The 25,816-nt window shown below is 69.1% G+C and carries 24 protein-coding genes; 16 read left to right on the top strand and 8 right to left on the bottom strand.

All coding sequences use genetic code 11. The annotated features are described in order from the left end of the window. Nucleotides 1–39 precede the first annotated feature (39 nt). The 5 genes from ACS5PM_RS26160 to ACS5PM_RS26140 form a co-directional block, all read right to left on the bottom strand. A complete protein-coding gene (locus tag ACS5PM_RS26160) occupies nucleotides 40–591 on the bottom strand; it encodes a VOC family protein (RefSeq protein WP_439390769.1) in 552 nt (183 codons plus the stop codon). An 11-nt stretch (nucleotides 592–602) separates the two neighbouring features. After that, the gene (gene hppD / locus ACS5PM_RS26155; protein WP_439390768.1) at nucleotides 603–1,679 is read right to left on the bottom strand and encodes a 4-hydroxyphenylpyruvate dioxygenase; all 1,077 of its coding nucleotides are present in this window, start codon (nucleotides 1,677–1,679) and stop codon (nucleotides 603–605) included. A 292-nt stretch (nucleotides 1,680–1,971) separates the two neighbouring features. After that, nucleotides 1,972–2,976 (bottom strand): Bug family tripartite tricarboxylate transporter substrate binding protein, encoded by a 1,005-nt coding sequence (locus ACS5PM_RS26150; protein WP_439390767.1) that lies wholly within the window; start codon nucleotides 2,974–2,976, stop codon nucleotides 1,972–1,974. A gap of 29 nt (nucleotides 2,977–3,005) precedes the next feature. After that, nucleotides 3,006–4,148 (bottom strand): CaiB/BaiF CoA transferase family protein, encoded by a 1,143-nt coding sequence (locus ACS5PM_RS26145; protein WP_439390766.1) that lies wholly within the window; start codon nucleotides 4,146–4,148, stop codon nucleotides 3,006–3,008. A 14-nt stretch (nucleotides 4,149–4,162) separates the two neighbouring features. Further along, nucleotides 4,163–5,104 (bottom strand): hydroxymethylglutaryl-CoA lyase, encoded by a 942-nt coding sequence (locus ACS5PM_RS26140; protein WP_439390765.1) that lies wholly within the window; start codon nucleotides 5,102–5,104, stop codon nucleotides 4,163–4,165. Nucleotides 5,105–5,203: 99 nt separating this feature from the next. On the opposite strand from ACS5PM_RS26140, the gene ACS5PM_RS26135 reads away from it, so the two are divergent. Continuing rightward, a complete protein-coding gene (locus ACS5PM_RS26135) occupies nucleotides 5,204–6,205 on the top strand; it encodes a LysR family transcriptional regulator (RefSeq protein ID WP_439390764.1) in 1,002 nt (333 codons plus the stop codon). Here the strand turns inward: ACS5PM_RS26135 and ACS5PM_RS26130 are convergent. After that, on the bottom strand, nucleotides 6,111–6,650 hold the full coding sequence (locus tag ACS5PM_RS26130) for a DUF2242 domain-containing protein (RefSeq protein ID WP_439390763.1): 540 nt from the start codon (nucleotides 6,648–6,650) through the stop codon (nucleotides 6,111–6,113). The genes ACS5PM_RS26135 and ACS5PM_RS26130 overlap by 95 nt on opposite strands. 236 nt (nucleotides 6,651–6,886) lie before the next feature. On the opposite strand from ACS5PM_RS26130, the gene ureA reads away from it, so the two are divergent. From ureA to ACS5PM_RS26105, 5 genes are all read left to right on the top strand, one after another. Further along, a complete protein-coding gene (ureA, locus tag ACS5PM_RS26125; protein ID WP_439390762.1) occupies nucleotides 6,887–7,189 on the top strand; it encodes an urease subunit gamma in 303 nt (100 codons plus the stop codon). A 13-nt stretch (nucleotides 7,190–7,202) separates the two neighbouring features. Further along, nucleotides 7,203–7,508, top strand: a complete 306-nt coding sequence (locus ACS5PM_RS26120; RefSeq protein WP_439390761.1) for an urease subunit beta — start codon at nucleotides 7,203–7,205, stop codon at nucleotides 7,506–7,508. Nucleotide 7,509: 1 nt separating this feature from the next. Then, nucleotides 7,510–9,240 carry an urease subunit alpha gene (ureC, locus tag ACS5PM_RS26115; protein WP_439390760.1) on the top strand — a complete coding sequence of 577 codons (1,731 nt, stop codon included), beginning with the start codon at nucleotides 7,510–7,512 and terminating at the stop codon, nucleotides 9,238–9,240. 123 nt (nucleotides 9,241–9,363) lie between these two features. After that, the gene (ureE, locus tag ACS5PM_RS26110; RefSeq protein ID WP_439390759.1) at nucleotides 9,364–9,948 is read left to right on the top strand and encodes an urease accessory protein UreE; all 585 of its coding nucleotides are present in this window, start codon (nucleotides 9,364–9,366) and stop codon (nucleotides 9,946–9,948) included. After that, nucleotides 9,893–10,633 (top strand): urease accessory protein UreF, encoded by a 741-nt coding sequence (locus ACS5PM_RS26105; RefSeq protein WP_439390758.1) that lies wholly within the window; start codon nucleotides 9,893–9,895, stop codon nucleotides 10,631–10,633. The genes ureE and ACS5PM_RS26105 overlap by 56 nt, the downstream gene beginning before the upstream one ends. Before the next feature lie 51 nt (nucleotides 10,634–10,684). Here ACS5PM_RS26105 and ACS5PM_RS26100 read toward each other — a convergent pair whose 3' ends face one another. After that, complete coding sequence (locus tag ACS5PM_RS26100) at nucleotides 10,685–12,391, bottom strand: hypothetical protein (RefSeq protein WP_439390757.1); 1,707 nt, start codon at nucleotides 12,389–12,391, stop codon at nucleotides 10,685–10,687. A 256-nt stretch (nucleotides 12,392–12,647) separates the two neighbouring features. Here ACS5PM_RS26100 and ureG point away from each other — a divergent pair, with 256 nt between their 5' ends. The 8 genes from ureG (at nucleotide 12,648) to ACS5PM_RS26060 (ending at nucleotide 23,015) form a co-directional block, all read left to right on the top strand. Further along, complete coding sequence (gene ureG / locus ACS5PM_RS26095; protein WP_439390756.1) at nucleotides 12,648–13,295, top strand: urease accessory protein UreG; 648 nt, start codon at nucleotides 12,648–12,650, stop codon at nucleotides 13,293–13,295. A 75-nt stretch (nucleotides 13,296–13,370) separates the two neighbouring features. After that, on the top strand, nucleotides 13,371–14,462 hold the full coding sequence (locus ACS5PM_RS26090; RefSeq protein WP_439390755.1) for an ABC transporter substrate-binding protein: 1,092 nt from the start codon (nucleotides 13,371–13,373) through the stop codon (nucleotides 14,460–14,462). An 8-nt stretch (nucleotides 14,463–14,470) separates the two neighbouring features. Beyond that, nucleotides 14,471–17,596, top strand: a complete 3,126-nt coding sequence (locus ACS5PM_RS26085; protein ID WP_439390754.1) for a response regulator — start codon at nucleotides 14,471–14,473, stop codon at nucleotides 17,594–17,596. 127 nt (nucleotides 17,597–17,723) lie between these two features. Beyond that, nucleotides 17,724–18,836: a 4-oxalomesaconate tautomerase gene (locus ACS5PM_RS26080; RefSeq protein ID WP_439390753.1), complete on the top strand. Its 1,113-nt coding sequence runs from the start codon at nucleotides 17,724–17,726 to the stop codon at nucleotides 18,834–18,836. A gap of 26 nt (nucleotides 18,837–18,862) precedes the next feature. Further along, nucleotides 18,863–20,239 carry an MFS transporter gene (locus ACS5PM_RS26075; protein WP_439390752.1) on the top strand — a complete coding sequence of 459 codons (1,377 nt, stop codon included), beginning with the start codon at nucleotides 18,863–18,865 and terminating at the stop codon, nucleotides 20,237–20,239. A 23-nt stretch (nucleotides 20,240–20,262) separates the two neighbouring features. After that, nucleotides 20,263–21,291: an amidohydrolase family protein gene (locus ACS5PM_RS26070; protein ID WP_439390751.1), complete on the top strand. Its 1,029-nt coding sequence runs from the start codon at nucleotides 20,263–20,265 to the stop codon at nucleotides 21,289–21,291. 2 nt (nucleotides 21,292–21,293) lie between these two features. After that, nucleotides 21,294–21,977, top strand: coding sequence for a 4-carboxy-4-hydroxy-2-oxoadipate aldolase/oxaloacetate decarboxylase (ligK, locus tag ACS5PM_RS26065; RefSeq protein ID WP_439390750.1), 684 nt, complete (start codon nucleotides 21,294–21,296; stop codon nucleotides 21,975–21,977). 48 nt (nucleotides 21,978–22,025) lie between these two features. Further along, entirely contained in the window at nucleotides 22,026–23,015 is a 990-nt protein-coding gene (locus tag ACS5PM_RS26060) for a Bug family tripartite tricarboxylate transporter substrate binding protein (RefSeq protein WP_439390749.1), read from the top strand. Here ACS5PM_RS26060 and ACS5PM_RS26055 read toward each other — a convergent pair. After that, complete coding sequence (locus ACS5PM_RS26055; RefSeq protein ID WP_439390748.1) at nucleotides 22,987–23,697, bottom strand: hypothetical protein; 711 nt, start codon at nucleotides 23,695–23,697, stop codon at nucleotides 22,987–22,989. The genes ACS5PM_RS26060 and ACS5PM_RS26055 overlap by 29 nt on opposite strands. A gap of 278 nt (nucleotides 23,698–23,975) precedes the next feature. On the opposite strand from ACS5PM_RS26055, the gene ACS5PM_RS26050 reads away from it, so the two are divergent. Beyond that, entirely contained in the window at nucleotides 23,976–24,896 is a 921-nt protein-coding gene (locus tag ACS5PM_RS26050; RefSeq protein ID WP_439390747.1) for a DUF1932 domain-containing protein, read from the top strand. Nucleotide 24,897: 1 nt separating this feature from the next. Next, nucleotides 24,898–25,812 carry an amidohydrolase family protein gene (locus tag ACS5PM_RS26045; RefSeq protein WP_439390746.1) on the top strand — a complete coding sequence of 305 codons (915 nt, stop codon included), beginning with the start codon at nucleotides 24,898–24,900 and terminating at the stop codon, nucleotides 25,810–25,812. The last annotated feature ends 4 nt before the right edge of the window (nucleotides 25,813–25,816 follow it).

Genomic DNA, 25,816 nt, shown 5'->3' with positions numbered 1-25,816 from the left:
CGAGGAGGGAATGAGCCCTTGAGGGCGTGCAGACGGTGCTCATGCCTTGTCGACCCCTTCGAACTCCTTGCTGTGCAGGAAGGCCGCGTGCTTGGGCGCGCGTTTCGTCCTGGACCACTCCTCCAGCATGTCCCACTTCACCGCATCCAGCTGCCTGAGCTGGGCCTCCTCGGCGGGATCCGGGCAGGCCAGCTCGACGCGATGGCCGTTGGGATCGAAGAAGTAGATCGAGTGGAAGATGCCGTGGTCGGTCACGCCGAGCACGTCGACGCCCTGGGCCTCGAGGTGCTCCTTGAACTGGAGCAGCTCCGCGCGGTCCTTCACCCTGAAGGCGATGTGCTGCACCCACTCCGGCGTGTTGGGGTCGCGCCCCATGGGCGGCTGGGTGGGCAGCTCGAAGAAGGCCAGCACGTTGCCCATGCCGGCGTCGAGGAAGACGTGCATGTACGGATCCGGCGCCTTGGTCGACGGCACGTGGTCCTCGGCGATGGCCAGCACGAAGTCCATCTTCAGCATCTTCTGGTACCACAGCACCGTCTCCTTGGCGTCCTTGCACCGGTAGGCGACGTGGTGGATTCGCTGAATTTTCATTGGGAACTCCTTCAGGCCGTCTGCAGGACGCCGCGGCGGATCTGGTCGCGCTCGATCGATTCGAACAGGGCCTTGAAGTTGCCCTCGCCGAAGCCGTCGTCGCCCTTGCGCTGGATGAACTCGAAGAACACCGGGCCGAGCAGCGTCTGCGAAAAGATTTGCAGCAAAAGACGCGGCTTGCCGCCGGCGGTGGTGCCGTCGAGCAGGATGCCGCGGGTCTTGAGCTCCGACACCTCCTCGCCGTGGCCGGGCAGGCGCTCGCCGAGCATCTCGTAGTAGACGTCGTTGGGCGCGGTCATCAGCGGCACGCCCGCCAGGGCCAGCCTGTCGATGGTGGCCTTCAGGTCATCGGTGAGCAGCGCCACGTGCTGGATGCCCTCGCCGTTGAACTGCATGAGGAACTCCTCGATCTGGCCCGAGCCCTTGGAAGACTCCTCGTTCAGCGGGATGCGGATCTTGCCGTCCGGGGCCGTCATGGCCTTGCTGGTCAGGCCGGTGTACTCGCCCTGGATGTCGAAGTAGCGGATCTCGCGGAAGTTGAACAGCTTCTCGTAGAACCCGGCCCAGAAGGCCATGCGGCCGCGGTACACGTTGTGCGTCAGGTGGTCGATGATCTTCAGGCCGTGGCCCACCGGATGGCGCTCGACGCCCTCGACGAACTCGAAGTCGATGTCGTAGATGCTCTTGCCGTCCTCGAAGCGGTCGATCAGGTACAGCGGCGCACCGCCGATGCCCTTGATCGCCGGCAGGCGCAGCTCCATCGGGCCGGTCGGGATCTCGACCGGCTGGGCGCCCAGCTCGAGCGCGCGGGCATAGGCCTTGTGCGCATCGCGGACGCGAAACGCCATGCCGCAGGCCGAGGGACCGTGCTCCGCGGCGAAGTACGCCGCCTGGCTCCTGGGCTCGTTGTTGACGATGAAGTTGATGTCGCCCTGGCGGTACAGCAGCACATTCTTCGAGCGGTGCTTGGCGACGAGGCTGAAGCCCAGCGTCTCGAACAGCGGCTCCAGCAGGTTCGGGGTCGGCGAGGCGAATTCGACGAATTCGAAGCCCATCAACCCCATCGGGTTGTCAAACAGGTCGGCCATGGAAGTGCTCCTTGGTGTGGTCACGGTCATCGATGAAAAGGGTGTGATCGATGGCCGCCCCCGGTGGAGCACAGGGTACGCCGCGCACACTGCGAGCGAGGTGGTCGCCAATGACGACTTGATAGACCGGCGTGGTCATGGGGTGGCAGCGTGCGGAGGTGCGCTAAGAGATCGTCAGTGTACGTCCGCAATTTTCTTTTGCCAAGTGTCAAATGGTCAGTCGTCGACGGGCCGCTCCCTAGACGACTGCTCCCCCTGGGGGACCGACGCCAAAGGCGGCGCAGGGACAGACTCATTCCAGGGTAATCCCCGCCTTCGCCACCAGCCGGGCGTACTTGGCCACTTCGCTGCGGAAGAAGGCGGCCGCGGCCTCCGGCGTGCCGGGGTGGATGTCGTTGCCCTGCTTCGCCATCGCCTCCTTGACCTCCGGCGCGTTGAAGGCAGCGACGAAGGCATCGTGGAGTCGCTTGACCTCGGCCGCCGGCAGGCCCTTGGGGCCCACGACCGCGAACCACCCTTCGACATCGACACCCGGATAGCCCTGCTCGGCGATCGTCGGCAGGTCCGGTGCGGCGGGGCTTCGCTTCGGTGCCATCACGCCGATGGCGCGCAAGGCGCCGCTCTTCAGGTGACCCTGGATCGACGGCAGCGCCAGCACACCCATCTCGACCTGTCCGCCGATGAGGTCGGCCGCCATCGGGCCGACGCCCTTGTAGGGGATGTGCCGCATCCGCACCCCCGCCTCGTCGACGAACATCTCGGCCGCCAGGTGCAGGATGGTCCCGTTGCCCGACGAGGCGTAGTTGTAGACATCCGGGCTCGCCTTGAGGAAGGCGGCCAGTTCGCGCGCGTTCTTCGCCGCCACCTTGGCCGGATTGACCACCAGCACCAGCGGGCTGGTGCCCATGACGCTGATCGGCGTGATGTCCTCGACCGCGTCGAAGGGCATCTTCTTGTAGACGCTGGGGTTGATGACGTGGTTGTTCGAGACCATGCCTATGGTCAGGCCGTCCGGCGCCGCCTTGACGATGGCCGAGGCGCCGGTGATGCCGCCCGCGCCGGGCAGGTTCTCGATCACGATGGGCTGGCCCCCGAGCGCCTTGGAAAGAGCCGGCTGCGCGGCGCGGGCGATCGTGTCCACGCCGGAACCGGCTCCCACGGGCAGGATGATCCTCAGCGGCTTGTCGGTCGCCTGCGCCTGCGAGGGCCGCGGCCAGGCGATACCGGCCAGGACCAGCGAACTGGCGAGGAACGCGACCGCGGCACGGCGGCGATGCAGGGCGAGGTCATGAGGCATGTCTTGTCTCCTGTGTGGTCGTGTCGTGCTCAAGCGATGAGCCGCGCGAGCACTTCCTCGGTGTGCTCCCCGACCCGTGGCAGCGGTCGCTGCACGCCCGGCCGGCGCCCGCCCAACGTGAAGGGCAGCAGCATGGTCTGGGTGGCACGGCCATCCTCGGCCTGGATGGGCACCAGCGCGCCGCTTTGCACCAGGTGCGGGTCGGTGGCGAGCTGGTCGGGCCGGGCAATCGGGGCATAGGGCAGGCCGGCCGCCTCGAGCTTCGCCGAGAGTTCGGCCTGGTGGTGCGTGCGCAGGATCTCGCCCAGGCGCTGCAGCAGTTGCGGGCGAACGGCCACGCGCTGCTCGTTGGTGGCCAACGCCGGGTCGGCCAACAGGTCCGGGCGCTCCAGCACCTCGCACAGCAGGCGCCAGTTCTTGTCGCTCACCGCGGCGATGAAGAGCTGCCCATCGGCCAGGGTGAACACGTCGTAGACCGACCAGGGCGACGAGCGGCTCGGCATGGGCCGCGGCGCCTCGCCGCTCATCAGGTACTGCTGCAGGTGCGAGCCGACCAGGAAGCTGCAGTTCTCGAACAGGCCGCTTTGCACCTGCTGGCCGCGGCCGGTGCGTTGGCGTTCCCACAGAGCGGCCATCGCCCCGATGGCGCCGAACATGCCGCCCATGATGTCGTTGACGCTGGCACCGGCCCGTGTCGGCCGGCCTTCCGGGCCAGTCATGTACGACAGGCCCGCCATCATCTGCACCACCTCGTCGAGCGCCAGCCGGTTCTCGTAAGGCCCGGGCAGGAAGCCCTTGAGGGACACGTAGACGAGCTGTGGATGGTCGACCGCCAGCGCCTCGTGGCCCAGGCCCATGCCTTCCATCAGGCCGGGGCGGAAGTTCTCGACCAGCACGTCGCTCTGCGCGATCAGCGCCCGGGCGCTCGCCAGGCCCTCGGGCTTCCGCAGGTCGAGCACGACGCTCTTCTTGTTGCGGTTGAAGCTGCGGAAGAAGCCGAGCCCGACACCTGACATGCGGCGCGTCTTGTCGCCGCCGGGCGGCTCGATCTTGATCACCTCGGCCCCGAGGTCGGCCATCACCATGCCACAGGTCGGGCCCATCACCATGTGGCTGAACTCGACGACGCGGATGCCGTCCAGCGGCAGCGATCGGGAGGGGGTTTCGTTCATGCGTGCTCCGAATTTCAGGCGGCCTGTGTGGCCAGCGTCCTGGGCAGGCCGGCGCGCCAAAGCGTGCCGTGCAGCGTCTCGCCCGCCAGCCAGCCGGCGACCTTCTCGCGCAGGGCCAGCAGGCGCGGCACATCGATGCCGGTGTCCAGGCCCATGCGGGCCAGCATCCAGGCCAGGTCTTCGCTGGCCACGTTGCCGCTGGCCCCAGGCGCGTGAGGGCAACCGCCGATGCCGGCGAGCGAGGCATCGAAGCGCGCGATGCCCAGCTCGAGGCAGGCATAGACGTTGGCCAACCCCAGGCCGCGGGTGTCATGGAAGTGCCCGCAGCACAGGCGATCGCCGGCGATGGCTATCGCCTTCTCGAACAGGCGACGCACGGCCCACGGATCCGCATAGCCGACGGTATCGGCCAGGCTGACGCGATCGGCGCCGGCGTCCAGCAGCGCCTGCATCAGCCGCAGCACCTCGGCCGGGTCGACGGGGCCCTGGATCGTGCAGCCGAAGGCGGTGCCGACGCCTCCTTCCAGCACGGTCTTCGCGCCGGACGAATCCCGCAGCGCGCGGATGCGCCCCATCTCGGCCACCACCTCGTCGGGCGTCTTGCGCAGGTTGGCCAGGCTGTGGGCGTGACTGGCCGAAAGCGGCAGCACGAGCAGGTCGGCTCCTGCTTCGAACGCCCTCTCGGCGCCCCTCAGGTTGGGCACCAGCACCGAGGCCGTCAGGCCCGGCAGCGACCGGGCCGCCGCCAGCACGTCGGCGGTGTCGGCCAGCTGCGGCAGCAGCCTGGCCGGGACGAAGGAGCCGACCTCGATTTCGTGCACGCCGGCCGCGTGGGCCTCGCGCAGCCACTCGATCTTGCGCTCGGTGGAGACGATGGTGGCGATGCTCTGCAGCCCGTCGCGCAAGCCGACCTCGCGCAGGGCGACGCGGGCGGGGAAGTGGGGCTCGGTGGGCATCGGCAGCTTTCGTCGGTGGGTTCGGGCCGCAGTCTGGAAGATTCCGATCCAAGGTTGAAGCGGTATTTCAGAAGCGATATCGTTCTCGTTCGGAACGCCATGCTGCACAACGCCGACCCGGTCACCCTGCGCCTGTTCGTCGCGGTCTGCGAAGAGGGCAATATCGCCCGCGCGGCGCAGCGGGAATCCATCGTCCCTTCCGCCATCAGCAAGCGCATCGCGGCCATGGAGGAAGAGGCCGGCGTGCAGCTCATCCAGCGGGGCCGACGCGGCATCGCGCTCACCGCCGCGGGCCAGGCGCTGTTGCGGCAAGCGAGGGAGGTGCTGGGAGGGTTGGAGCGGCTGCACGCGGAGCTGAGCGAATTCGCCAGTGGCGTGCAGGGCAGCGTGCGGGTGCTCGCCAGCATCTCCGTGCTGTCCGAGGGCCTGCCGCAGGATCTGGCCGGCTTCCTTTCGCGCTACCAGTCGGTGCGGGTCAGCATCGAGGAGCGGGTGAGCGCCGAGATCGTCCGGCAGGTTCGAGAAGGCGCCGCGGATTTCGGCGTGCTGTGGGATGCCGGCGAGATGCACGGCCTGGCCACCCTGCCCTACCGCTCGGACGAGATCGGCCTCATCGTGCCGGCCGACGACCCGCTCGCCACGCGCGCCTGTCTGCGCTTCGCCGAGGTCTTGCAGCGCGACATGGTCGGCGTCGTCCCCGGCAGCATCATGGAGACCATGTTGCGCCGGCACGCGGCCCGGATCGGGCGGGCCTGGAGCCCGCGGATCCAGGTGTCGACGCTGGATGCGGCCTGCCGCATCGTGGCCGCTCGACTGGGGGTGGCGGTGCTGCCGCGCGAAGCCACCGAGCCGCACGTGCAGGCCCTCGACCTGCGCTTCGTGCCCCTGGCCGAGCCCTGGGGGAGCCGGCGCTTCGTCATCTGCCTGCGAGACCCGGCGGGGCTGACCGCCGCCGCGCGGATGCTGGTGGACCACCTGGTGCAGCAGGCTGCCGCACCGGCGCCGCCTACTCGGTCGAAGTCTCCCGCAGGAAACGCTGCATCAGGGCAAAGAAGCGGTCGTAGAAAGGCCCCGCGGGGATCGTCTCGCTCGCCACCTTGACCATCGAGTCGTCGCTGGCCGTCAGGGGAATCGACAGCGAGCCGATCGCCGCCAGGCCGACGCTGGCCGAGTTGGGACTTTTCTTGAGTGCGTAGCGGTCCTGCAGGGCGTTCACGTAGGCCGTCGCCACCTTGCCGCCGGTGCCGTCCGGCGCGCAGACGACGTGGAACTCGATCTGCACGTGCACGTCGCCTTGGGGCTGGAAGCTCTTGGTGCCATTGAGCGCGTCGGGCTTGATCACCGAGACTAGGTAGCCCTGGCTCAGCAGGGCGCGGCGCGCGGCCTCGCAGGTCTGGTCGACCGGGGCGTCGAACAGGCGCGAGAAGACTTCGTTCGATTCGAAGCCTTCGTCCTGGTAGACCTTGACCTTGGCCGGATTGGTGGTGCAGGCCGTGGCCAGCAAGGCCAGGGCCGCAGCGGCGGGCAGGAGAAGTCGGTGGCGCATCTGGGAGACGATTATCCTTGCCGCCCTCTTGAGCCCGGACACCCCGGGCGAGTTCCGTCGTAACGACCGTCACGCGGGCACGGATCTTCTGCGCGGCGCCGCCATTCTGCCGTCGCCGGCCGCGCCCGGCCGGGTCGCTGCTGATCAACCAGCCAGTCGGCGACCGGCTGGCATCGGCCTTGCAGGATACTGTGCCGCTGCACCGGCAGCACCGGCCGGCATCCGAAAGACAAGCGATGGACCTGACCCCGCGCGAGAAAGACAAGCTGCTCGTCTTCACCGCCGCCCTGCTGGCCGAGCGCCGCAAGGCCCGCGGCCTGAAGCTGAACTACCCCGAGTCGGTGGCCCTGATCACCGCCGCCATCATGGAGGGCGCCCGCGACGGCAGGACGGTCGCCGAGCTGATGAGCGAGGGCAAGACCGTCCTGAAGCGCGCCGACGTGATGGAGGGCGTGCCGGAGCTGATCCCCGAGATCCAGGTCGAGGCCACCTTCCCGGATGGCACCAAGCTGGTGACGGTGCACCAACCCATCGCCTGAGGAGGCGGCCGACATGACCCCTGGAGAACTGCTCACCGAGGCCGGCGAACTGCCGCTGAACGCGGGCCGGCGCACCCACACGCTGGTGGTCGAGAACGCCAGCGACCGGCCGATCCAGGTCGGCTCGCACTATCACTTTGCCGAGACCAACGCCGGCCTGCGCTTCGACCGCGAGGCGTCGCGAGGCATGCGCCTGAACATCCCCTCGGGCACCGCGGTGCGCTTCGAGCCGGGGCAGCAGCGCACGGTCGAGCTGGTCGACTATGCCGGCGACCGCGCGGTCTTCGGCTTCCGTGGCCTGGTGCAAGGAAAGCTCTGAAATGGCATCCACGATCGGACGGCGCGCCTACGCCGAGATGTACGGCCCCACCGTGGGCGATCGGGTGCGCCTGGCGGACACCGGCCTCGTGATCGAGGTCGAGCAGGACCTGACCCTGCGCGCCGGCGGCTACGGCGAGGAGGTCAAGTTCGGCGGCGGCAAGACCATCCGCGACGGCATGGGCCAGGGCCAGCGCCCCAACGGCCCGGGCCCCGGCGAGGCCATGGACTGCGTGGTGACCAACGCGCTCATCCTCGACCACTGGGGCATCGTCAAGGCCGACATCGGCATCAAGGGCTCGCGCATCGCCGCCATCGGCAAGGCCGGCAATCCGGACGTGCAGCCGGGCGTCGACATCGTCATCGGCCCGGGCACCGAGATCATCGCCGGCGAGGGGCTCATCATCACCGCAGGCGGCATCGACAGCCACATCCACTTCATCTGCCCGCAGCAGATCGACGAGGCCTTGTCGTCGGGCGTGACGACCATGCTCGGCGGCGGCACCGGCCCGGCCACCGGCACCTTCGCCACCACCTGCACGCCGGGGCCCGAGAACATCGAGCGCATGATGCTCGCGGCCGATGCCTTCCCGATGAACCTGGGCTTCCTCGGCAAGGGCAACGCCAGCCGGCCCGAGGCACTGCGGCAGCAGATCGAGGCCGGCGCCATCGGCCTGAAGCTGCACGAGGACTGGGGCACCACGCCGTCGGCGATCGACTGCTGCCTGTCGGTGGCCGAGGAGACCGACACCCAGGTCTCCATCCACAGCGACACGCTGAACGAATCCGGCTTCGTCGAGGACACGATCGCAGCGACCAAGGGCCGCACGCTCTGCGCCTTCCACACCGAGGGCGCAGGCGGCGGCCATGCGCCGGACATCCTGAAGGTGGTGGGCGAGGCGAACTTCCTGCCCTCGTCGACGAACCCGACCATGCCCTACACCGTCAACACGGTGGACGAGCACCTGGACATGCTGATGGTCTGCCATCACCTCGACGCGGGCATCGCCGAGGACCTGGCCTTCGCCGAGAGCCGCATCCGGCGCGAGACCATCGCCGCCGAGGACGTGCTGCACGACCTGGGCGCGATCAGCATGATGTCGTCGGACAGCCAGGCCATGGGCCGCGTCGGCGAGGTCATCATCCGCACCTGGCAGACGGCGCACAAGATGAAGGCGCAGCGCGGGCCGCTGCAAGGCGACAGCGAGCGCCATGACAACCACCGTGCGAAGCGCTACGTCGCCAAGTACACGATCAACCCGGCCATCGCCAACGGCATCGCGCACGAGGTGGGTTCGATCGAGGTCGGCAAATGGGCGGATCTCGTCTTCTGGCGGCCGGGTTTCTTCGGCGTCAAGCCGAGCCTGGTGCTCAAGGGCGGCTTCATCGCGCTGGCCGCGATGGGCGATCCGAATGCCAGCATCCCGACACCGCAGCCGGTGCACATGCGGCCCATGTTCGGCGCCTTCGGCGGCGCCATCGCGCGCGGGTCCTTGAGCTTCGTCAGCCAGGCCTCGCTCGCCGGCGGCATCGCCGAGAGCTACGGTCTGCACAAGCGCTTGGCCGCCGTGAAGGGCTGCCGCCAGGCCACCAAGCGCGACATGATCCACAACGCCTACACCCCGGCGATGCAGATCGATCCGCAGACCTACGAGGTGCGTGCCGACGGGGTGTTGCTGGGCTGCGAGCCGGCGACGGCGTTGCCGATGGCGCAGCGCTACTTCCTGTTCTGACTCGGGCGCACTAGGGCGGCGGATGCTCCGCCGTGGCTGAGTGCTCGCGCCATCGGCAGGTCCGCCCTGGGGAGCAGGGCTTTCGTTCGATACTGTCCGGGACTCCCATATCTGGCGGAAACCATGCTCAAAGTCACCAAACTGATGCCGCGCGGGCGCGGCCTGGCGCCGGCGCTGCTCAAGCGCGCACCCACCGTGGAGCTCGATTGGGACGTTCGGCAGAAAAGCCGCTTCGATGCCACCGACAGCAGCGGCCGCGCGCTCGGCGTCTTCCTGCCGCGCGGGCAGGTGGTGCGGGGCGGTGACGTGCTGGTGGCCGAGGATGGCAGCCTGGTGGCCGTCCAGGCCGCGCTGCAGGCCGTGCTGGAGGTGCGCGCCTGTGCCGAGCACGGCACGCCGCTGGACCTGCTGCGTGCGGCCTATCACCTCGGCAACCGGCACGTGCAGCTGGAGGTGCAGCCGGACCACCTCAAGCTCGAGCCCGACCACGTGCTCGCCGACATGCTGCGACAGCGCCACCTGATCGTCACCGAGACGCAAGCGCCTTTCGAACCCGAGGCCGGCGCCTACGCAGCCACCGGCGCCCACGGGCATGAGCACGGCCATGGCCACGCACATGGTCACGACCATGCCCACGACGACGATCACGGCCATGACCACCCCCATGACCACGCCCATGGACACGGGCATGGTGGCCACCAGCACTGACGCGCTGTCCGCCACCTCGCTGCTCAAGCTGATGTGGCTGGCCTCGCCGGCCCTGCCGGTGGGCGGCTTCAGCTACTCCGAGGGGCTGGAGGCCGCGATCGAATCCGGCCGCGTGGGCGACGAAGCCACCGCCGGCGTCTGGTTGCGAGACCAGCTGGCGCTCGCCCTCGGCCGCAGCGAGCTGCCGCTCGTCGCCCAGGCCCATGCCGCCTGGGCCTGCGGCGACCTGCCTCGCGCCGAGGCCCTGAACGACTGGCAACGCTGCACCCGCGAGAGCAGCGAGATGCGCCTGCAGGCCGAGCAGATGGGCCGCTCGCTGCACGACTGGCTGCGCCAGCGCGCGCCGGAGGATGCGCGCGTCGCCTTCCTCGGCCGGCTGTCGCCCGCGCCCACTTGGCCGCTGGCCTTTGCCCTCGCCTGCGTGCTGGCAGGCGCCGCCGCGCGCGAGGCTCTCCTGACCTTCGCCTTCGGCTGGGCCGAGAACATGGTGCAGGCCGCCCTGAAAGCCGTGCCGCTGGGCCAGAGCGCCGGGCAGCGATTGCTGGCCACCCTCGTCGAGGCCATCGAACCCGTGGTCGACGCCGCGCTGGCGCTGCCCGACGACGCCCGCCAGGCCTTCACCCCGATGCTGGCCATCGTCTCGGCGCAGCACGAGGCGCAGTACTCGCGGCTGTTCCGGTCCTAGGAGGCCGAGAAGAGGCACCGAAGGGCCGAGCGGCGTCCGCCGCTCGGCCCTTCAATCCTTTTCGCGCCCCCACACGCCGAGCCACACCTTCAGCTTCTGCCACACCGAGACCCGCTCGTCGGACAGCACGTCGAGGAAGTCCGACAGGCGCTTGGACTTGGCGATGGTGTAGAAAGTCAGCGCCGTCGTCAGCACGAAGATGCCGCTGAACAAGCCGATGCGGCGCGACATGGGCGCGTCGGCTTCGGCCAGCAGGTTCATGCCGAGAAAGCCGGTCGTCACCGTGCCGATGAGGCCGAACATCGTGACCACCGTGAGCCGCACCACCGTGTTGGCCTGGCGGCGCAGGCTGTCGGCATCGAGGTAGCTGTTCATGTCGGCGATGCGCTCCTTCACTTCGGCGTAGAGCGCGTCGATGCCGAGGTGCCGCACGGTCATCTCGAAAAGCGCCCGCGCCTGCGCCTGCTCGGCCACCTGGTGGAACCAGTAGCGATGGGTGAAGCGCAAGAAGCCCTCGAAGCAGGCGCGGATCTCGCGCTTGAAGCGCCTGACGCTGCCCGCATCGCGCACGTTCAGGCGCTTGAGCGCCGCCACCAGCCGGTCGCTGAACATCAGCAGCGCCGCCTTCTGGAAGTGGGCGATCAGGAAGATCATGAAGTGCGGATGGCGAAACTGGGCCAGAACGCCGCGGTCGCCGCAGCAGAAGAACTCGGCGTCGGCGCGGCCCACCACCACCATGGCGTGTCCGCTGCAGAGGTAGCGGGTGTGCGGCGCGGCGCCGCTGGCGGACCAGAAACGGTCATAGCAGTGCCGGGCCTCGAAGTCGCTGAGGTAGCGCTCGGCATAGGGCAGCCCGGCCTCGGCGCCCTGCTCCGGCGCGTCCGCCGCGGCGCCAGTGACCAGACCCAGCCGCACGAAATCGGCCCGGCCCAGCGCGCGCGGATCGTCCAGCGCCAGGTAGGCCATCATCGGCATGCGGTAGTACTCGATCTGCCGGTAGCGCAGCAGGCCCTCCTTGGGCGAATGATCGGGCACCAGCGGCTCGAGCAGCCAGGCCCAGTGGGCCGAGACGCGAGGCGCCCGGTGCTCGGCCACGTGGGCCAGGAAGAGCTCGCGCGATTGCGCGTCGGATCGCGCCAGCACCTGGCCATCGGCCGAGAGCCACTCGGCCTCGAAGTGGCAGTGCTGCGGCCGGCCCGCCGCATCCCAGCCGGGCGGGTAGGCGCGGCCGGTGCGGTAAAGCAGCTCCTGCGCCACGCCCAGGTTCAGATCCTGGGCCTCCAGCTCGACGTTGAGCAGCACCACGTCGACGTCGAAGAAGAAGTACAGGTCGACGTGCACGACGCGCAGCTCGACCGGCGCGGCGCCGGCGTGCGGCCAGACGCGAGCGCGGGCCACGTCCCGCCGGCGGAACACCCGCATGGGCGCCCCGCCTCCCTCCTCGTCTTCCTCGCCGCGGGCCGTCCGGCCCTCGCCGTAGAGGAAGTGCTGCACGTACGGCAGGAAGGTGACGAACTCGTTGTAGTGGCGCTCGTGGAACTGTCCGGAGTCGCCGGTGTACTCGTCGACGTGCTCCTGCCACGGGCAGCCCGGGCCGGCTTCGCGCAGGCGCTGCCAGGGCGGGCTGGCTTCACCGCGCCCGTCAGGGATCAGCCGCAGCGGCCACAGCAGCACCTGGCGCAGATGCCGCACGGTGGTTCCCGCGGACTGCGGGGCGACCGGTGAAGGCGCCAGCTTCGAGTTGCCATCGTCGAGCATGGCCGCACTGTACGCCTCGGGTTTTGCAGGCCAGCAAGGCCCGAGCAACACAGCCGCAACAGCCGGTCGCGATCATTCTTCCTGTGCGAGCGGCCTGGCCGGTCCCGGTGCCCCCTCCCTCACCCGAGGCTGGCCAGGCCGCCCGCACACCCTCCCCCGAGCCGGCGCCCCCAACAGCGGGTGCTCAACCGGCACGAAGCGTGCATGCCATCATCGCGGCGATCCCATCCCCCGCGACTTTCCGAGGCCCGCACGCATGACCCCCACCCTCTCCTCCCGGCGCACCAAGCCGCTGCCTGCCTTGCGCGTCGGTGTCGGCGGCCCCGTGGGCTCCGGCAAGACGACGCTCGTCGAGATGCTCTGCAAGGCCATGCGGGAACGCTGGGACCTGGTGGTCGTCACGAACGACATCTACACCAAGGAGGACCAGCGTCTGCTCACCGTCGCCGGGGCGCTGGAGCCCGAGCGCATCATGGGCGTGGAGACGGGCGGCTGCCCGCACACCGCGATCCGCGAGGACGCCTCCATCAACCTCGAGGCCGTCGACCGCATGCTCGACCGCTTCCCCGACGCCGACATCGTCTTCATCGAATCCGGCGGCGACAACCTGGCCGCCACCTTCAGCCCGGAGCTGTCGGACCTGACGATCTACGTGATCGACGTCGCGGCCGGCGAGAAGATCCCCCGCAAGGGCGGGCCGGGCATCACCAAGAGCGACCTGTTCGTCATCAACAAGACCGACCTGGCGCCCTACGTGGGCGCCGACCTGTCGGTGATGGAGGCCGACACCCGCCGCATGCGCGGGGGCAAGCCTTTCGTCATGACCAACCTCAAGACCCGCTCGGGGCTGGACGAGGTGATCGGCTTCATCGAGCGCAAGGGCCTGCTGGTCGCCGGCGCCTGACACCCCCGGGCGGACCCCGGCTTGTGCCCCCCCTGCCGGCGTGGCTCAATCAAAGGCATCCCGAAGGGACCCGCCATGGACCGCCGAACTGCCCTGCTTGCCGGTGCCGGCCTGTGGACTGCCGCAGGCCGGGTGGCCGCCCAACGGCCGCCGCCCCGCGTGCTTTTCCTCAACCCCGGTGAGCCGGTCGAGCGCGGCAAGGGCCCGCACTGGCGCATGGCGGCCCGCTTCATGGCCGTCGCCGCCAAGGCCTTCGGCATGCAGCTGGAGGTGCTCTACGCCGAACGCGACCACCTGCTGATGCTGCGTCAGGCCGAGGAGGTGGCGCAGCGCGGCGAATGGCCGGACTACATCGTCATCGTCAACGAGAAGCTGGCCGGACCCCAGATGCTCAAGACGCTGGCCCGCACGAGCGCCAAGGTGCTCATGATCCACAACGACCTCACGCCCGAGCAGCGGCGCGAGGTCGGCCATGAGCGCGAGCAGATGCGCCACTGGATAGGCACCGCGACGACCGACGAGGCCGCGGCCGAGTACCGCCTGATGGCCGAGCTGGTGCGCCAGCTGGGCGACAAGGATCCGCGAGTGATCGGCATCACCGGCGACCGGGCCACCCCGGTGTCGCTGGAAAGGGCCCAGGGGGTGAGCGAGTTCATGACGCGCTCCGGCCGCGGGCAGGTGCTGCAGACGGCGTTCAGCGACTGGAGCGTGACCGATGCCGAGAGCAAGGCCCACCTGCTGCTGTCGCGCTACCCCGAGGCCAACATCGTCTGGGCCGCCAACGACTCGATGGCGCTGGGCGCCCTGCGCGCGGTGAAGGCCAGGAACGCCAAGGTCCTGGTCGGCGGCAGCGGCGCCTGGCCCGACGCCCTGGCCAGCATGGCCGAGGGCGGACTGGCAGCCAGCGTGGGCAGCCACTTCCTGATCGGCGCCTGGGCCATGGTGCTGCTCTACGACTACCACCAGGGCCTGGATTTCGCGGCTGTCGGCGGCCCGACGCTGAAGATCGACCACATGCACGTCGTCAACCGGGACGGCGCCGCGCGCTTCGACCAGGCCGTGTACCAGCGACAGGACTCGATGGACTTCACCACCTTCTCCAGGGCGATGCATCCCAAGCTCGCGCGCTACGACTTCAACCTCGCGCCGTTCCTGCGCGATCGATGATGCGCCTGATGCCCCGCGCGACGAGCCTGCACACCAAGCTGGTCCTGACGCTGACGGCGCTGCTGACGCTGGTCACAGCCGTGGCCACCTACCTCCTGGTCGAGCGCGAACGCGAGCGCCGCTTCCTCGAGCTGGAAGGCCGTGCCGGCCGCATAGCCGATCTCTACAGCCGCTCGCTCGCGTACCCGCTGTGGAACGTCGACCGCGAAGCGATAGACACCCAGCTGGCCGCCCTGGCGCCGAACCCCGAGGTCGCCCAGTTCCGCGTCACCGCGCTGAACTTCGGCGTCGTGTCCGACGTCACCAAGCTCAAGGGCGCCGACCTGGAGAACGCCATCGTCCGGGTCAAGCCCATCGAGTACACCCCGGCGGGCGGCGTCGAGCCCCAGAAGCTCGGCGAAATCCGGGTCGTGCTGACCCGCGCCGTGGCCGAGCAGGCCATTGCTGCGGCCCGCCGAGCCATCGTGGGCCTGGCGGCCGGCATGGTGGCGGTGCTGTACCTGGCCGCCTTCTTCCTGATCCGGCGCATGGTGGCATCGCCCATCCGGAGCCTGGAACACACCGTCGACCGCCTCGCGGCCGGCAACCTGGACGCCCGCAGCGACATCCATTCGCGCGACGAGCTGGGCCGTCTGGCCGAGCGTGTCAACTCCATGGCGGACCGCCTGAGCGATTCCGCCCGGCGCCTGCGGGACAGCGAGGCCACCTACCGCGGCATCTTCGAGAACTCGCTGGAGGGCATCTTCCGGCTGGACCGGCAGGGGCGGCTGCTCGATGCCAACCCCGCCCTCGCCCGGCTGCTGGGCTACTCCACAGCGGCCGAGCTCATGGCCGGTCCGGCGCTGTTCACGCCCGACCAGATCGAGGCCCAGTTCGCCGCGCTGGAGCGCGACGGCGAGATCCCGGGCATGGAGCTCGAGCTGAAGCGGCGCGACGGCAGCCCGCTGTGGGTCCAGCTCAATGCCCGGCCCCAGGGCGGCGCCGCTTCGTCCGCCGGCCCGGTGACCGGCCTGGACGGGCTGATCACCGACATCACCGAGCGCAAGCAGGCTCTGGAGGACCTGCGCCGCCACCGGGACCAGTTGGAGCAGGCCGTGCGCGAACGCACCGCGCAGCTGCAGGAGGCGATGACGCGGGCCGAGATCGCCAACCGGGCCAAGAGCGAGTTCCTGGCCAACATGAGCCACGAGATCCGCACGCCGATGAACGCGATACTCGGCATGGCCCACCTCGCCCTGGAGGGCGAGCTCGATCCGCAGCAGCGCAACTATGTCCACAAGGTGCATCGCTCGGCCGAATCGCTGCTGGGCATCATCAACGACATCCTCGACTTCTCGAAGATCGAGGCCGGACAGCTCGACATGGAAAGCATCCCCTTCGAACTCGGCGACGTGCTGGACAACCTCGCCAACCTCGTCGGCCTGAAGACCGAGGAGAAGGGCCTGGAGCTGCTGTTCGACCTGGCGCCCGGCCTGCCCACCACGCTGGTCGGCGATCCGCTCCGGCTGGGCCAGGTGCTGCTCAACCTGGGCAACAACGCGGCCAAGTTCACCGCGCGCGGCGAGGTCGTCGTCTCGGTCGACGAGGTGGAGCGCGACGGCGACTCGGTGGTGCTGCGCTTCGAGGTGCGCGACAGCGGCGTCGGCATCCCGGCGGACCAGCAGCAAAGGCTCTTCCAGCCCTTCACGCAGGCCGACGCTTCGACCAGCCGCCGGTTCGGCGGCACCGGCCTGGGCCTGGCCATCAGCCGCCACCTGGTGCAGATGATGGGCGGCGAGATCGGCGTGGACAGCGTGCCCGGCCAGGGCAGCCGATTCCACTTCACCGCCCGGCTGGGCCTGGCCGCCGAGCAGGCACCGGCCCATCCCGCCTCCGAGAGGAGCCTGCACGACGTGCGGGTGCTGATCGTGGACGACAACGAATTCGCTCGCGAACTGCTGAGCGACATGACGGCGTCCCTGGGCATGCGTCCATCGACTGCGGTCGAGGGCGAAGCCGGACTGCGCGCGGTCATCGAGGCCGACCGCCGGGACGAACCCTTCGAGCTGCTGCTGCTGGACTGGAGGATGCCCGGGATGGACGGCGTGGAATGCGTGCGGCGCCTGGCGGCCAGCGAGCTGCGCCACCGCGTGCCCACCGTGCTGATGCTCACGGCCTACAGCCGGGACGAAATCCTGCGCCGCCTGGACATGGCCCGCCTGGACGTGGCCAGCACCTTGAGCAAGCCGGTGACGCCTTCCACGCTGCTGGACGCCTGCATGGAGGCGCTGGGCCGGCCGAAGCCCCGCAGCTCGCGCGGCGTGCGTCGCGAGGAGGCGCTGAGCAGCCAGCTGGCCAGCCTGGCCGGCGCGCGCATACTGCTGGTCGAGGACAACGTGTTCAACCAGGAACTGGCCCAGGAACTGCTCGGACGCGCCGACGTCCAGGTGCGCGTGGCCGCCAACGGCCGCGAGGCGCTGCGCATGCTCGACGACGAGCCCTTCGACGGCGTGCTGATGGACTGCCAGATGCCGGTGATGGACGGGTTCGAGGCCACGCGCGTCCTGCGGCGGGATTCGCGCTGGCACGATCTGCCGGTGATCGCCATGACGGCCAATGCCATGGTGGGCGATCGCGAGAGGGTGATCGCCGCCGGCATGAACGACCATATCGCCAAGCCCATCAATGTGGAACAGATGTTCGCCGTGCTGTCGCGCTGGGTGCGGCCACGGCAGGAGGTAGCCGACATGTCTTCAATCCCGCCCTCACCCTCCTCCGTGCCGACCCTGGAGACGCTTCCCGGCATCGACAGCCGCGCAGCGCTGCAGGCCCTGGGCGGAGAAGAGCGCATCTACCGCCGGCTGCTGGGCCGCTTCCTCGATTCGCAGGCCGGGTTCCCGCAGAGCTTTCGCGCCCTGCACGGGTCGGGCGACCTGGAGGCTGCGCACCGGATGGCCCACGACCTGAAGGGCGTGGCCGCGACGGCCGGCGCCTTCTCCCTCGCCAAAGCCGCCTCGGCGCTCGAGATGGCCTGTTCCGGGCACGCGCCGGCCGCCGAGGTCGAGACGCTGGTCCAGGGCGTGGAAGGCGAGCTGGCGCCGGTGATGGAGGGCCTGCGCGCCCTCGTGGCGGCGCCCGCCGGCCACGCCGCCTGAGCCGTCCTCGCGCCGGCGGGGATGGCCGAGCCATGCCGCTGCCAGATAGCTGCTAGTCCAGGCTCAACCTAGCCGGCATGGGCACCGGTTCCGACAATGGCTGATCGTTTGTTCGGAACCCGTGGCCATGCCCCAGACCGCCCTTCCCTGTCTGCTGATGCGCGGCGGCACCTCCAAAGGGCCGTTCTTCCGCGCCGCTGACCTGCCGGCCGACCTCCCCACCCGCGACCGCGTGCTGCTGGCGGTGATGGGCTCGCCCGACAAGCGCCAGATCGACGGCCTGGGCGGCGCGCACCCGCTGACCAGCAAGGTCGGCATCGTGTCGACGAGCGAGCGTGACGGCGTCGACCTGGAGTTCCTGTTCGCCCAGCTGCAGCCCGACAAGGACACCGTCGACACCACGCCCAACTGCGGGAACATGCTGGCCGCCGTCGTGCCCTTTGCGCTCGAGACCGGCATGGTCCAGCCGCAGGGCGCGACCAGCACCTTCCGCGTGCTGACCCTCAACACCGACATGGCCTGCGACATCACCGTGCAGACGCCCGGTGGCCAGGTCGAGTACGAAGGCGACGCCCGAATCGACGGCGCCCCCGGCACCTCGGCGCCCATCACCATCAACTTCCTCGACACCGCCGGCTCGGTCTGCTCGGGCCTGCTGCCCACCGGCCAGGTGCGCGACACGATCCCCGTCGAGGGCGAAGGCTTCGCGCCCTTCAGCATCGACGTGACCTGCATAGACAACGGCATGCCCCTGGTGATCTTCAAGGCCGAGGATCTGGGACGCACCGGCTACGAGAGTGTCGCGGGCCTGAACGCCGACAGCGAGCTCAAGACCCGCATCGAGGCCCTGCGCCTGGCGGCCGCCCGCCAGATGGGCCTGGGCGACGTGAGCGGCAAGCCCTACCCCAAGATGACGCTGGTCGCGCCGCCTCGCGAAGGCGGGGCCATCACCACGCGCAGCTTCATCCCGCACGTCTGCCACGACGCCATCGGCGTGCTGGCGGCCGTGACCGTGGCCACGGCCTGCGTGCTCGAAGGCAGCGTCTGCGAAGGCGTGGCCGTGATGCCCTCGGGCGCCAGCAAGAAGGTCTCGGTCGAGCACCCCACCGGCGAATTCAGCGTCGAGCTCGAGACCGACCCCGCCGACCCGCAGAAGGTCACCAAGGCCGCGCTTCTGCGCACGGCACGCCTGTTGATGCGTGGCGAGGCGATGGTGCCCGCCTCCGTCTGGCAGCGCTGACTTCCATTCTTCGGGGACCGTTTCAAGTGACTTCGAACACCTCCCGCAGCGCCGATGTCCAGGCGCTGATCGACGACAGCCCGTTTTCCGCCTACCAGTGGGTGGTGTTCGCGCTGTGCTTCGTCATCGTGCTGCTCGACGGCTTCGACACGGCAGCGATCGGCTACATCGCGCCCTCGCTGATCAAGGAGTGGGGCGTCACGCGCCCGATGCTCGGCCCGGTGCTCAGCGCCGCGCTGTTCGGCCTGGCCGCCGGCGCCCTGGCGGCCGGCCCCCTGGCCGATCGCCTGGGGCGCAAGGCGGTGCTGGTCGTTTCGGTGGCGGTGTTCGGCGTGGCGTGCCTCGGCTCCTCCTTCGCCGACGGGCTGACCTCGCTGAGCGTGTTGCGCTTCCTCACCGGCCTTGGCCTGGGCGCCGCGATGCCCAACGCCGTCACGCTGATGAGCGAGTACTGCCCGGCCAAGCGTCGCTCGACGCTGACCAACCTGATGTTCTGCGGCTTCCCGCTCGGCGCGGCCTTCGGCGGCTTCCTGGCGGCCTGGATGATCCCGCAGTGGGGCTGGCGCAGCGTGCTGCAGCTGGGCGGCGTGACGCCCCTGGTGCTGGTCGTGCTGCTGGCCGTGCTGCTGCCCGAATCGGTGCGCTTCCTGGTCACGCGGCGCCAGCCGGTGGAGCGCGTGCGCGCGGTGCTCGGCCGGGTGATCGGCCACGCCAAGGTGGCCTCGGTGGAACGCTTCCGCCTGACCGAGACGCGGCCGGTGACCAATGAGCGCGGCGGCCTGGCGCTGGTGCTCTCGCGGCCGTACCGCCTGGGCTCGCTCATGCTGTGGGCCACCTACTTCATGGGCCTGGTGATCTTCTACGCGCTGATCAACTGGATGCCCATCCTCTTCAAGGACGCCGGGCTGGAGCCCAAGACCGCCACGCTGATCGCCGCGCTGTTCCCGCTCGGCGGCATCGGGGCGCTGGTCTTCGGCTGGCTGATGGACCGCTTCGAGCCCAACCGCATCCTGGCCATCGGCTTCGCGCTGACCGCCGTGTCGATCTGGGCCATCGGCCAGACCTCGGGTCAACTGGCCTGGCTGGTGGTGGCGGTCTTCGTGGGCGGCGTGCTGATGAACACCGCGCAATCATCGCTGCCGGCCCTGGCCGCGGCCTACTACCCCACCAACGCCCGCGCCACCGGCGTCGCCTGGATGATGGGCATAGGGCGCTTCGGCGGCATCGCCGGCTCCTTCCTGGTCGCGCAGCTGAGTGCGCAGCAGATGAGCTTCGCCGGCATCTTCACCGTCGTCGCGGTGCCTGGCCTGCTCGCGGCCATCGCGCTGCTGGTCAAGCGCGCCAGCGACCCCGATCGCCCCGGCAGCGGCCTGCGTCGCCTGGGCGAGGCCCTGGCCCATTGAACGAACAAGAGGAGACCACTGGAATGATCATCGACATCCACGGCCACTACACCACCGCCCCCGCCGCGCTCGGCGCCTGGCGCGACCTGCAGATCGCGGGCTTGAAGGATCCTTCGAAGGCGCCCAAGGCCTCGGAACTGAAGATCAGCGACGACGACATCCGCGAGACCATCGAGACCAACCAGCTCAAGCTGATGAAGCAGCGCGGCTCGGACCTCACCATCTTCTCGCCGCGCGCCAGCTTCATGGCCCACCACATCGGCGACTTCGAGACCTCGTCGACCTGGGCCGCAATCTGCAACGAGCTCTGCTTTCGCGTGAGCCAGCTCTTCCCCGAGCACTTCATTCCGGCCGCGATGCTGCCGCAGTCGCCCGGGGTGGACCCGGCCACGTGCATCCCCGAGCTGGTCAAGTGCGTCGAGCAGTACGGCAATGTGGCAATCAACCTGAACCCCGATCCCTCGGGCGGCCACTGGACCTCGCCGCCGCTGTACGACCGCCACTGGTACCCCATCTACGAAAAGATGGCCGAGTACGACATCCCGGCGATGGTGCACGTGAGCACGAGCTGCAACGCCTGCTTCCACACCACCGGCGCCCACTACATCAACGCCGACACCACGGCGATCATGCAGCTCATCCAGGGCGACCTTTTCAAGGACTTCCCGACCCTGAAGTTCATCGTCCCGCACGGCGGTGGCGCCGCGCCCTACCACTGGGGTCGCTACCGCGGCCTGGCGCAGGAGCTGAAGAAGCCGCTGCTGGCCGACCACCTGCTGAAGAACGTCTTCTTCGACACCTGCGTCTACCACCAGCCCGGCATCGACCTGCTGACCAAGGTGATCCCGGTGGACAACATCCTGTTCGCCAGCGAGATGATCGGCGCCGTGCGCGGCATCGATCCCGAGACCGGCTTCAACTACGACGACACCAGGCGCTACATCGAGGCCAGCACGCTGCTGAGCCCCGAGCAGAAGCAGCAGATCTACGAAGGCAATGCGCGGCGCGTCTACCCGCGCCTGGACCAGGCACTCAAGGCGAAAGGACTCTGACCATGTACGAACTCGGCGTCGTCTACCGCAACATCCAGCGCACCGATCCGGCCGTCTCCGACGCGCTCGCGAAATTCGGCAGTGCGACCGTCCACGAGGCCATGGGCCGCGTAGGTCTGCTCAAGCCTTACATGAGGCCGATCTATGCCGGCGCCCAGGTCTCGGGCACCGCGGTCACCGTGCTGCTGCACCCGGGCGACAACTGGATGATGCACGTGGCCGCCGAGCAGATCCGGCCGGGCGACATCGTCGTCGCGGCGGTCACGGCGGAGTGCACCGACGGCTACTTCGGCGACCTGTTGGCCACCTCGTTCCAGGCCCGAGGCGCCCGCGCCTTGATCATCGACGCGGGCTGCCGAGACGTGAAGACGCTCACCGAGATGGGCTTCCCGGTGTGGAGCAAGGCCATCAGCAGCAAGGGCACGATCAAGGCCACCGTCGGCTCGGTGAACATCCCCGTGGTCTGCGCCGGCCAGTACGTGACGCCGGGCGACGTGATCGTGGCCGACGACGACGGCGTGGTCTGCGTGCCGCGCGCCCTCGCCGCCCAGACGCTCGAAGCCGCCGCGGCGCGCGAGGCCAACGAGGGCGAAAAGCGCGCCAAGCTGGCCTCCGGCGTGCTGGGCCTGGACATGTACAAGATGCGCGAGCCGCTGGAAAAAGCCGGCCTGCGCTACATCGACTGACTTCGCGTTCGACCGAATCAGCCTCTGGATGTGGATGGAGACAAGAGCATGACGAAGACCCTGACCCGCCGCGCCGCGATCGGCGTTGCCGCCGCCGCGGCCTTGATGGCCACCGTGCTGCCAACGCAGGCGCAGGAGTGGCCGACCAAGCCGGTGCGCATCATCACGCCCTTCCCGGCCGGCGCCGGGCCCGAGGCCGTGGTGCGCGTGCTGGCCGAGAAGCTGCAGAAGAAGTGGGGCCAGCCGGTCGTCGTGGAGAACAAGCCCGGTGCCAACGGCTTCATCGCGATCGACGCCTTCAAGCGCGGCGCCACCGACGGCACCGACCTGATCCAGCTGGACAACGTGCACCTCGTCGCCTATCCGCACCTGTTCAAGAAGCTGCCCTACGACCCGGCGAAGGACTTCGAGCAGATCGCGCCGCTGTTCCGCACCTACTTCTTCGTGGGCGTCGGCTCGGGCAGCAAGTACAAGACGGTGGGCGACATCATTGCCGACGCCAAGGCCCATCCGGGCGTGCTGAACTACGGCTCCTGGTCGGTCGGCAACCCGGTGCACCTGGGCTCGGCGCTGCTGGAGGCGATGACCAACACCGAGATGCAGCACGTCATCTACAAGGAGACGTCGATGCTCTACACCGGCGTGGCCAACGGCGAACTCAACTTCGCGCTGGGCTCGCTGGCCACCGCCGGGCCGATGCAGCGCTCGGGCAAGATCAAGTTCATCGCCGTCACTGCGCCCAAGCGCCACCCCGCCTTCCCTGACGTGCCGACGGTGGCCGAATCCGGCGGTCCGGCCGGCTACGAGGTGACCGGCTGGACCACCATCGCCGTCCCCAAGGGCCTGCCCAAGGCGGTGGCCGACAAGATCCAGAAGGACATCGAGGCGGCGCTGTCCGAGCCCGACATCAAGGAGCGCTACGCCACCTTCGGCTACGAGACCTTCCCGACGACCCGCGACCAGTTCAACGCCTTCATCGCCGCCGAGTCAGCGAAGTACGACGCAGTGATCAAGCGCGCCAAGGTCGCCCTCGACTGATGGGAAGGGGTGCGGCCATGCGCGGACCCATCGACAAGCTCAGGGCAAATGGAAGTGGTGTGAGTCCGTTCGGGCTGAGCCTGTCGAAGCCCACTCGCGGCGCCACCCGGCCCTTCGACAGGCTCAGGGCGAACGGAGATGTTGTGAATCCGTTCGGGCTGAGCTCGTCGAAGCCCGCTCGCGGCGCCACCCGGCCCTTCGACAGGCTCAGGGCGAACGGAGATGTTGTGAATCCGTTCGGGCTGAGCTTGTGGAAGCCCACTCGCAGCACCACCGGGCCCTTCGACAGGCTCAGGGCGAACGGGATTGGTGTGAGTCCGTTCGGGCTGAGCTTGTCCAAGCCCACTCGCGGCGCCACCCGGCCCTTCGACAGGCTCAGGGCGAACGGGATTGGTGTGAGTCCGTTCGGGCTGAGCTTGTCGAAGCCCACTCGCAGCACCACCGGGCCCTTCGACAGGCTCAGGGCGAACGGGATTGGTGTGAGTCCGTTCGGGCTGAGCTTGTCGAAGCCCACTCGCAGCACCACCCGGCCCTTCGACAGGCTCAGGGCGAACGGAGATGTTGTGAATCCGTTCGGGCTGAGCTTGTCGACGCCCACTCGCAGCGCCACGCGGCCCTTCGACAGGCTCAGGGCGGACGGGATTGGTGTGAGTCCGTTCGGGCTGAGCTTGTCGAAGCCCACTCACAGCGCCACGCGGCCCTTCGATAAGCTCAGGGCGAACGGAGATGTTGTGAATCCGTTCGGGCTGAGCTCGTCGAAGCCCACTCGCAGCTCCACCCGGCCCTTCGACAGGCTCAGGGCGAACGCAAGTGGTGTGATTCCGTTCGGGCTGAGCCTGTCGAAGCCCACTCGCAGCACCACCCGGCCCTTCGACAGGCTCAGGGCGAACGGAAGTGGTGTGAGTCCGTTCGGGCTGAGCTTGTCGAAGCCCTCTTTTCATCTCCCTGCAGCCTGACCCCATGGACCCCAAGCACTGGCAGATCGGCCTCGTCGGATACGGCGAAGTAGGCCGCATCCTCGCGGAGGACCTGCGCGCGCAGGGCATCGCCGTCGGCGCCTACGACCTGAAGCTGGACGGCGAAACCACCGCCGCCGCGATGCGCGCGCATGCCGAGCAGCACGGCGTGGTGCTCGCCGCCACCCACTCCCAGCTGGCCGCGCGCAGCGACTTCATCATCAGCGCGGTGACCGCCAGCCAGGCCGTCACGGTGGCCGAGGCCTGCGCGCCGGCCTTGCGCGGTGGTGCCTTCTTCCTCGACTTCAACTCCGCCTCGCCGGGCGCCAAGCTTCGCGCGGCGCAGATCGTCAACGCCGCCGGCGGCCGTTATGTCGAAGGGGCGGTGATGACGAGCGTGCCGCCCTACCGCATCAAGGTGCCGTTGCTGCTGGGCGGGCCGGATGCGGCGGTGCTGCAGCCTCTGGTCAACGCGCTGGGCTTCGCGGCCAAGGTGGCAAGCGACCAGCTCGGCGTGGCCTCGGCCACCAAGATGTGCCGCAGCGTGATGATCAAGGGCCTGGAGGCGATGGTGATCGAGAGCTTCACCACCGCCCGCCACTACGGCGTGGAGGATGCGGTGATCGCCTCGCTGTACGAGACCTTTCCCGGCATCGACTGGGAGAAGCAAGCCGCCTACTTCTTCCAGCGCGTCATCGAGCATGGCCGCCGCCGCAGCGAGGAGGTGCGCGAAGTCGCGCAGACCGTCCGTGAAGCCGGGCTCGAGCCCTGGAGCGCCGCCGGCACCGCCGAGCGCCAGGCCTGGGTGGCCGACCTCGGCGACGCGGGCCTGTTCGGCGCGCGCGGCACCCAGGATTTCGCGCGCAGCCCCGACTGGCGCACCGAGGCGGACCGCCTCCTCGCCCACCTGAAGACCAAGGACTGACATGGCTTTCGACAAGACCCCGGGCTGGCTGGACTGGTATGCCCATCCCTCCAAGCCTCGCTTCCAGTTGCCGCCCGGCAGCGTGGACGCCCACTGCCACGTGTTCGGCCCGGGCGCGGAGTTCCCCTTCGCTCCCGAGCGCAAGTACACGCCCTGCGACGCCTCCAAGCAGCAGTTGTTCGCCTTGCGCGATCACCTGGGCTTCTCGCGCAACGTGATCGTGCAGGCCACCTGCCACGGCGCCGACAACCGCGCCATGGCCAATGCCTGCCTGTCCTCCGAGGGCAGGGCCCGCGGCGTGGCCACCGTGCGCCGCTCCGTCACCGACGGCGAGCTGCAGGAGCTGCACGCGGCCGGCGTACGCGGCGTGCGCTTCAACTTCGTCAAGCGGCTGGTCGACTTCACGCCCAAGGACGAGCTGATGGAGATCGCCGGCCGCATCGCCAAGCTGGGTTGGCACGTGGTCATCTACTTCGAGGCGGTGGACCTGCCCGAGCTGTGGGATTTCTTCACCGCCCTGCCCACCACCGTGGTGGTCGACCACATGGGCCGGCCCGACGTGTCCAAGCCGATCGACGGACCCGAGTTCGAACTCTTCGTGAAGTTCATGCGCGAGCATCCCAACGTGTGGAGCAAGGTGAGCTGCCCCGAGCGCCTTTCCGTCACCGGGCCGAAGGCGCTGGACGGAGAGCAGGCCGCGTACCGCGACGTCGTGCCCTTCGCCCGCCGCATCGTCGAGACCTTCCCGGATCGCGTGCTCTGGGGCACCGACTGGCCGCACCCGAACCTCAAGGACCACATGCCCGACGACGGCCTGCTGGTCGACTTCATCCCGCACATCGCGGTGACGCCCGAGCTGCAAAAGAAGCTGCTCGTGGACAACCCCATGCGCCTGTACTGGCCCGAGGAGGCGTGATTCC

Origin of the sequence: Ideonella flava, assembly GCF_051857595.1 — a bacterium.
GTDB lineage: Bacteria > Pseudomonadota > Gammaproteobacteria > Burkholderiales > Burkholderiaceae_C > Ideonella.
This window is presented reverse-complemented; position numbering and strand designations above follow the sequence as displayed.